Source organism: Streptomyces carpinensis (genome assembly GCF_002154505.1).
Taxonomy (GTDB): domain Bacteria; phylum Actinomycetota; class Actinomycetes; order Streptomycetales; family Streptomycetaceae; genus Streptomyces; species Streptomyces carpinensis.
Map to the genome: position 1 here is coordinate 1 of NZ_MUBM01000302.1, position 7447 is coordinate 7447.

At 73.6% G+C, this 7447-nt stretch carries 6 protein-coding genes and 2 pseudogenes; 3 read left to right on the plus strand and 5 right to left on the minus strand.

The window, feature by feature from the left end; genetic code table 11:
• Positions 1–171: pseudogene (locus tag BZY54_RS49740) on the plus strand (amino acid deaminase/aldolase); the annotation flags it as partial.
• A gap of 18 nt (positions 172–189) precedes the next feature.
• On the opposite strand, the gene BZY54_RS35095 reads toward BZY54_RS49740, so the two are convergent.
• Genes BZY54_RS35095 through BZY54_RS35110 form a run of 4 tightly spaced genes read right to left on the minus strand, consistent with a single transcriptional unit; the run spans position 190 to position 4696 of the window.
• Positions 190–1104 carry a DUF2510 domain-containing protein gene (locus BZY54_RS35095; RefSeq protein WP_086729367.1) on the minus strand — a complete coding sequence of 305 codons (915 nt, stop codon included), beginning with the start codon at positions 1102–1104 and terminating at the stop codon, positions 190–192.
• Between the two features lie 49 nt (positions 1105–1153).
• Positions 1154–1954 carry a 3-oxoacyl-ACP reductase gene (locus BZY54_RS35100; RefSeq protein ID WP_086729368.1) on the minus strand — a complete coding sequence of 267 codons (801 nt, stop codon included), beginning with the start codon at positions 1952–1954 and terminating at the stop codon, positions 1154–1156.
• Entirely contained in the window at positions 1951–3324 is a 1374-nt protein-coding gene (locus tag BZY54_RS35105; protein ID WP_086729369.1) for an aldehyde dehydrogenase family protein, read from the minus strand. The genes BZY54_RS35100 and BZY54_RS35105 overlap by 4 nt, the downstream gene beginning before the upstream one ends.
• A 7-nt stretch (positions 3325–3331) precedes the next feature.
• Complete coding sequence (locus BZY54_RS35110) at positions 3332–4696, minus strand: glutamine synthetase family protein (protein WP_086729370.1); 1365 nt, start codon at positions 4694–4696, stop codon at positions 3332–3334.
• An 88-nt stretch (positions 4697–4784) separates the two neighbouring features.
• On the opposite strand from BZY54_RS35110, the gene BZY54_RS35115 reads away from it, so the two are divergent.
• A complete protein-coding gene (locus tag BZY54_RS35115; RefSeq protein ID WP_086729371.1) occupies positions 4785–5522 on the plus strand; it encodes a FadR/GntR family transcriptional regulator in 738 nt (245 codons plus the stop codon).
• An 85-nt stretch (positions 5523–5607) separates the two neighbouring features.
• On the plus strand, positions 5608–6303 hold the full coding sequence (locus BZY54_RS35120; protein ID WP_086729372.1) for a gamma-glutamyl-gamma-aminobutyrate hydrolase family protein: 696 nt from the start codon (positions 5608–5610) through the stop codon (positions 6301–6303).
• 70 nt (positions 6304–6373) lie between these two features.
• Here the strand turns inward: BZY54_RS35120 and BZY54_RS35125 are convergent.
• Positions 6374–7319, minus strand: a pseudogene (locus BZY54_RS35125) (LysR family transcriptional regulator).
• Positions 7320–7447: the final 128 nt, after the last annotated feature.

The following is a 7447-nucleotide window of genomic DNA, read 5'->3' on the forward strand; positions in this document are numbered from 1 at the left end:
CCGCTGCTCGGCTCGCCCGCCGACGACCTGCTGATCGGCGACAAGGTGTGGTTCCGGCACGCGAAGGCGGGCGAGCTGTGCGAGCGGTTCGACACGCTGCACCTGGTGGAGGGCGACCGCGTGACGGCGGCCGTGCCGACGTACCGGGGCGAGGGCCACACCTTCCTCTGAACGGCTTCGCCCGGCGGTTCAGTTGGACGGGCCGATGCTGCTGCCGACGCCGCCGCCCGTGGCGGCGTCGCCGACGGGCCGTATGCCCTTGGTGATCCGTTCGATGTCGGACAGGGGCGGCCCGTCCGGGCCCGCGTCGAAGACGAAGCGGACGACGACCGGCGCCTCGGTGCCCACGCTGGACGGGAAGACCAGCGACTCGACGTAACCGCCGGGGCCCAGTGCGGTCCTGACCCGCCAGCGCACGAAGTACCCGGCGCGGCCCGCCACCGCGATCTGGCCGGAGGCGACGGCCCGGTGCGAGGTGATGCCGCCGTAGAGGCGCTGTCCGGCCGCGTTCTCGTCGTACGCCTGGTCGGCCGCGTCCGCGATGTCGCGTTCCGCCAGGGCCTTGGGTGCGGTCAGGTCGGTCCCGCTCGCGGTGCGCGTGATGACCACTCCGTGCCGGCACACACCGGTGCGGGCGGGGCAGTCGTAGGTGCCCCGGGTGGTCATCACAGCGTCGTCGTCGGCGGCGTACTGCGGCTTCTCCCAACCGTCGGGCAACGGCAGCGTGATGCCGTCGAGCTGGTCCACGACGACGGACGGGTCGCCGGTGGCGGACGGGGAGGAGGACGGTGCGACGGTGGAGGGGGCGGCCGTCGTGGCGGAGGGGTACGAGGGCGCGGCCCGCACGCCGGAGCCGCTGCCGTCGTCGCGGCCCAGCACGACGGCCCCCGTGACGATCGCGGCGAACAGAACGGCCCCGGCGGTGGTCAGGGCCACCGCCTTGGCCCGGGTCGAGCCCCCGCCGGCGGGCGGCGGTGGCGGCGTCGGCGGCATGGGCTGGGGCGCCTCGGGGGCGCGCCGGTGGTCGGTCCAGGCCGTGCCGTCCCACCAGCGCTCCAGGTGCGGGGCCGACGGATCGCGGTACCAGCCGGGCGGGGGTGTCATGCTCACCCCGGAACTGTAGGAGGACCTGCCGCGGCACGACCACAGGGGTCTACAGCGGAGTGACGTACGCCCCCGCGATGCCCCCGTCGACCAGGAAGTCGGTGGCGTTGACGAAGGAGGAGTCGTCGCTGGCGAGGAAGGCGACGGCGGCGGCGATCTCCTCGGCCTCCGCGAACCGTCCGAGGGGGATGTGCACGAGCCGGCGCGCGGCCCGCTCCGGATCCTTGGCGAACAGCTCCTGCAGGAGCGGGGTGTTGACCGGTCCCGGGCACAGGGCGTTGACCCTGATGCCCTCCCTCGCGAACTGGACACCCAGTTCCCTGGACATGGCCAGCACGCCGCCCTTGGAGGCGGTGTAGGAGATCTGCGAGGTGGCCGCGCCCATCCGGGCCACGAAGGACGCGGTGTTGATGATGGAGCCCCGGCGCTGGCGCCGCATGTAGGGCAGGGCGGCCTTGCAGCACAGGTACACGGAGGTGAGGTTGACCTCCTGGACCCGCTTCCACGCCTCCAGTCCGGTCTCCAGGATCGAGTCGTCGTCGGGCGGCGAGATACCGGCGTTGTTGAAGGCGACGTCGACGCTCCCATAGGTGTCGTACGCCGCCTGGAACAGCGCCTCGACCTGGTCGGGGTCGGTGACGTCGACCTTGACGAAGAGCCCGCCGGCCTCCTCGGCGGCGGCCTTGCCGCGGGTCTCGTCGACGTCGCCGCAGACGACGCGCGCTCCCTCGGAGGCGAGCCGGCGCGCGGCGGCGAGGCCGATACCGCTGCCGGCTCCGGTGACGACGGCGGTGCGGCCGACCAGACGGCGGCAGACGACGGCCTGGGTGTCGGGACGCGGTGCGCTCACTGTGCGGGGCCCTCCGTGCTGATGAAGACGTTCTTGGTCTCGGTGAAGGCGTCCAGCGCGTCCGGCCCGAGCTCACGGCCGACGCCGGACTGCTTGAAGCCGCCGAACGGGGTCCAGTAGCGGACGCTGGAGTGCGAGTTGACGGACAGGTTGCCGGCCCGCACCGCCTGGGAGACGCGCAGGGCGCGGCCGACGTCGCGGGTCCAGATGGAGCCGGAGAGGCCGTACGGGGTGTCGTTGGCGAGGCGGATCGCGTCCTGTTCGTCGGTGAAGGGCAACAGCACGGCGACCGGGCCGAAGATCTCCTCGCGGGCCGCGTCCGAGTCGTGCCGCTCGCCGGTGAGGACGGTCGGCGGGAACCAGAAGCCCGGCCCGTCGGGCACGCTGCCGCGCAGCGCCGGGGCGTCCTCGGGGACGTAGGACCGTACGCGGTCGAGCTGCTGGCGGGAGATCAGCGGCCCCATCTGGGTCTTCTCGTCGGCCGGGTCGCCCACCACCACGGCGGCCAGCGCCTCGGCGAGCAGTTCACGGACCTCGTCGTGGACGGACTCCTGGACCAGGACGCGGGTGCGGGCGCAGCAGTCCTGACCGGAGTTGTCGAGGAAGGAGAACGGGTCGACGGCGGCCCGGAGGTCGGCGTCGGCGAAGACGACGTTGGGGCTCTTGCCGCCGAGTTCGAGGGTGACCGGCTTGGTGTGCCGGGCGCAGCGCTCCATGACCTCGCGGCCGGTGCGGGTGGAGCCGGTGAACACGATCTTCGCCACGTCGGGGTGGTCGACGAGGGCGCGTCCGGCGGTGTGGCCGAATCCGGGCAGCACCTGGAAGAGGTGCTCGGGCAGGCCCGCCTCCAGGGCCAGTTCGGCCAGCCGGAGCGCGGTGAGCGGGGTGGTCTCGGCGGGCTTGAGGACGACCGCGTTGCCGGCGGCGAGGGCCGGGAAGGAGCCCCAGCCGGCGATCGGCATCGGGAAGTTCCAGGGGGCGATGACTCCGACCACGCCGAGGGGTTCCTTGAAGGTGACGTCCCAGCCGCCGGGGACCGGGATCTGCCGGCCGAGCAGGCGTTCGGCCCCGCCGGCCGCGTACAGCAGCAGGTCGCGGGCGTTGCCGGCCTCCCAGCGGGCGTTGCCGAGGAGGTGCCCGGCCTCGCGGACCTCCAGCAGGGCCAGCTCCTCGATGTGGGCGTCGACGACGTCGGCGAAGCGGCGCAGCAGCCGGGCCCGGTCGGCGGGTGCGGCGCCGGACCAGGCGCGCTGGGCGGCGACGGCCCGTTCGACGGCGCGGCGGACGTCGTCCGCGCCGGCGGCGGGGACGGTGGCGACCACCACTTCGGTGGCCGGGTCGAGCACCTGGAGTTCGTGCGGGTCGGACAAGGAGGCCTCACATGCGTTCGAAGGAGCGGCGCAGCTCCCAGTCGGTGACGGCGGCGTCGAAGGCGTCCAGCTCGACCCGGGCCATGTTGCGGTAGTGCGCGACCACCTCGTCCCCGAAGGCGGCCTTGGCGACGGGGCTGTTCTCCCACAGCTCGGCGGCCTCGCGGAGGGTGGTGGGGACGTGCTCGAAGTCGGCGCTGTAGGCGTTGCCCCGGCAGGGCTCGGGCAGTTGCAGCTTCTGCTCCACCCCGTACAGCCCCGCCGCCACCAGTCCGGCCACCGCCAGGTGCGGGTTGACGTCACCGCCGGGCAGGCGGTTCTCGAAGCGCAGGGAGCGGCCGTGGCCGACGACCCGGAGGGCGCAGGTGCGGTTGTCGTGTCCCCAGGCGACGGCGGTCGGCGCGAACGAGCCCGGCTGGAACCGCTTGTAGGAGTTGATGTTGGGGGCGTAGAGGAGGGAGAAGTCCCGCAGCGCGGCGAGCTGTCCGGCGAGGAAGTGCCGCATGAGGTCGGACATGCCGTCACCGCCGCCCGCCGCCATGACGTTGGTGCCGTCGGCGTCGGCGAGGGAGAGGTGGATGTGGCAGGAGTTGCCCTCGCGCTCGTTGTACTTGGCCATGAAGGTGATCGAGACGCCCTCCTGGGCGGCGATCTCCTTGGCGCCGGTCTTGTAGAGGGCGTGCTGGTCGCAGGTGACGAGCGCCTCGTCGTAGCGGAAGGCGATCTCGTGCTGGCCTGGGTTGCACTCGCCCTTGGCGGACTCGACGGTGAGGCCGGCGCCGGCCATGTCGTTGCGCAGCCGCCGCAGCAGGGGCTCGATCCGGCCGGTGCCGAGGATCGAGTAGTCGACGTTGTACTGGTTGGCCGGGGTGAGCCCGCGGTAGCCGGCGTCCCAGGCCTGCTCGTAGGTGTCCTGGAAGACGATGAACTCCAGCTCGGTGCCGACCTGGGCGGTGAGGCCGTGCTCGGCGAGGCGGTCCAGCTGGCGGCGCAGGATCTGGCGGGGCGCGGCGACCACCGGTGAACCGTCGTTCCAGGCGAGGTCGGCGACGACCAGGGCGGTGCCCGGGTGCCAGGGGATGCGGCGCAGCGTGGAGAGGTCCGGATGCATGGCGAAGTCGCCGTAGCCGCGGTCCCAGGAGGACATGGTGTAACCGTCGACGGTGTTCATGTCGGTGTCGACGGCGAGGAGGTAGTTGCAGCCCTCGGTGCCGTGCTGGAGGACCTCGTCGAGGAAGAAACGGGCGGCGAACCGCTTGCCCTGCAACCGCCCCTGCATGTCCGGGAAGGCCAGGACCACCGTGTCGATCTCACCGCCCGCGACGAGGGCGTGCAGTTCCTCTACGGCGAGCGGGGGTGTGCGGTCTGCCACGGGCGAGCCTCCTTGGGGCTTCATCGACCGACGCCGGGAGCCATAAGGTATTGCCGAGAACCATTGCCTGGGAAGGGGGCGCGGCCGGATGACGCACAAGACGAGCCCCGAGGTGCCGGGCGACCGGCTCACGGCGGTGCTGCGGCCGGTGCGCGCGGGCAACGGCTTCGAGGAGGCCCTGGAGCAGGTCCTGCAGGTGGTGCGGCTCGGCCTGGTGCCGGCCGGCGGGCGGCTGCCCGCCGAGCGGGAGCTGGCGGAGCGGCTGGGGATCAGCCGGGTGACGCTGCGCGAGGTGCTGAAGGTGCTCCAGGACCAGGGGCTGATTGAGGCGCGGCGCGGGCGCTACGGCGGCACGTTCGTGCTGCCCCGCGCGGACGGGGGCGGCGGGGACGAGCTGCGGCGCCGGGTCGCCGGCGTCGACATCGAGGACGTGCTGCGCTTCCGCGAGGTGCTGGAGGTGGGCGCGGCGGGGCTGTGCGCGGCGGACGGGCTGACCGGCGAGCGGGCGGAGCGGCTGCGCGATGCGCTGGAGCTCACGTACGACGCACCGCTGGCGGACTACCGCCGGCTGGACACGATGCTGCACCTGACGCTCGCCGAACTGTGCGGCTCCCCGAGCCTCACCGCGCAGTACGCGGCGGTCCGGGCCACGGTGAACGACCTGCTGGACTGCATACCCCTGCTGGTGCGCAACCTGGAGCACTCCCAGCGGCAGCACATCGCGCTGGTGGAGGCGGTGCTGGAGGGGGACGCGGACGGGGCGCGGGAGATGATGCGCGAGCACTGCGCGGGCACGGCGGCGCTGCTGCGGGGCTTTCTCACATGAGGGGGCCGGGCGGGCGCCGGAGCGTGAGGAGGGCCGGCGTTCCCCAAAGGTATGGTCGTACACCATTGCGGGCAGGGAGGGCCGTATGACCGGACGACGACCGCTGATCGGCATCAGCACCTACCTGGAGACCGGGACGCGCTGGGGGGTGTGGGAGCTGGACGCGGCGCTGCTGCCGGCCGGCTATCCACGGCTGGTGCAGCGGGCGGGCGGGCTTGCCGCGATGCTGCCGCCGGACCTGCCGGAGCGGGCGGCGGCGACGGTGGCCCGGCTCGACGGGCTCGTGATCGCGGGCGGCCCCGACGTCGAACCGGAGCGCTACGGCGCCGAGCCGGACCCCCGCACGGGTCCGCCCGCACGGGCCCGGGACACCTGGGAACTCGCCCTGATCGAGGCCGCGCTGAGCGCTCGGGTCCCGCTGCTCGGCATCTGCCGGGGCATGCAGCTGCTGAACGTCGCCCTCGGCGGCACCCTGGTCCAGCACCTGGACGGGCACGCCGAGGTCGTCGGCGTCTTCGGCGGCCACCCGGTCACGCCGGTCCCCGGCACCCGCTACGCCGCGGCCGTCCCGGAGGAGACGAGCGTCCCGACCTACCACCACCAGGCCGTCGACCGCCTCGGCGAGGGGCTGATCGCCTCGGCCCACGCGTCGGACGGCACCGTCGAGGCCATCGAACTGCCCTCCGCCGCCCACTGGGTGCTCGGTGTCCAGTGGCATCCGGAGATGGGCGAGGACCCCCGGGTCATGCGTGACCTGGTCCGTGCGGCGTCCGGCTCGTGATCCTCTCGGGACCGGTTCATGGGGTGTGCCCCGTGCTCCGTGCACCTGTCCACCGTGCCCCGTACCTTGTTCAGCCGGTTCCCGAGCGGGTCAGGGACAGCAGGTCGCGGGCCGGGCCCGCCGGGCGGTGGCCGGTGGGCCAGACCGCGCGCAGGGCGCGCCTGAGGGCGACGCCCTCCACCGGTACGGTCACCAGGCGGCGCAGGGACAGTTCGTCGCCCACCGCCAGTTCGCTCAGTACCGCCGGTCCCGCCCCGCTCACCGCCGAGGCCTTCACCGCCGTCGTCGAGGACAGCTCGATCAGCGGGCGCGCCAGGCCGCCCAGCGCGGCGTCCAGGACCTGCCGGGTCCCGGAGCCCTCCTCCCGGAGGATCAGCGGGGTCGAGGCGAGTTCCGCCGCGTCCAGCGGGCGTCGGCGGCGGGCCCAGGGGTGGGTGGGGGCGGTCACCACGGTCAGCCGGTCATGGGCGATCACCACGGAGTCCAGGCCGGTCGGGACCGTCAGCCCCTCCACGAACCCGAGGTCGGCCTCGCCGTCCAGCAGCCGCTCGGCGACCATCGCCGAGTTCCCGGCGAGCAGCGAGACCGCCGTGTCCGGCCGGTGTGCCCGCAGCGCGATCAGCCAGCCGGGCAGCAGGTACTCCGCGATCGTCATGCTCGCCGCCACCCGCAACCGCGAGTCCCGCCGGTCCCGGAGGGCCTGCGTCCCCGCGTCGAAGGCCTCCGCCGCCTCCACGACCCGCCGCGCCCAGTCCGTCACCAGCGCGCCCGCGTCCGTCAGCCGTGAGCCGCGCGGCGAGCGGTCCACCAGNNCGGATCCGGCTGCTCGCCGCGGGCTGGGTGATGCCCAGCTCCCGCGCCGCACCGCCCAGGCTGCCCAGCCGCGCCACGGCCAGCAGCAGTTCCAGCGCGCCCAGATCCGGAACCCGGTGCGCCAGCGACGCCCCGGGCGGCCGCACCTCACCGCCGCCTCCGTTCACCTCCGCGCTCTCCTCCCACTCGCTCACACAGCGCATCCCATAAACCCAGCTTATGCCTCGATAGAGACAAAGTCCCTGGTGGGGGCCTCGGGCCTGCGACAACCTCAAGTCATGGTCACCGCAGTCCATTCCCCGCCCCTCCGGACGTCCCCTCCGGCCGGGCC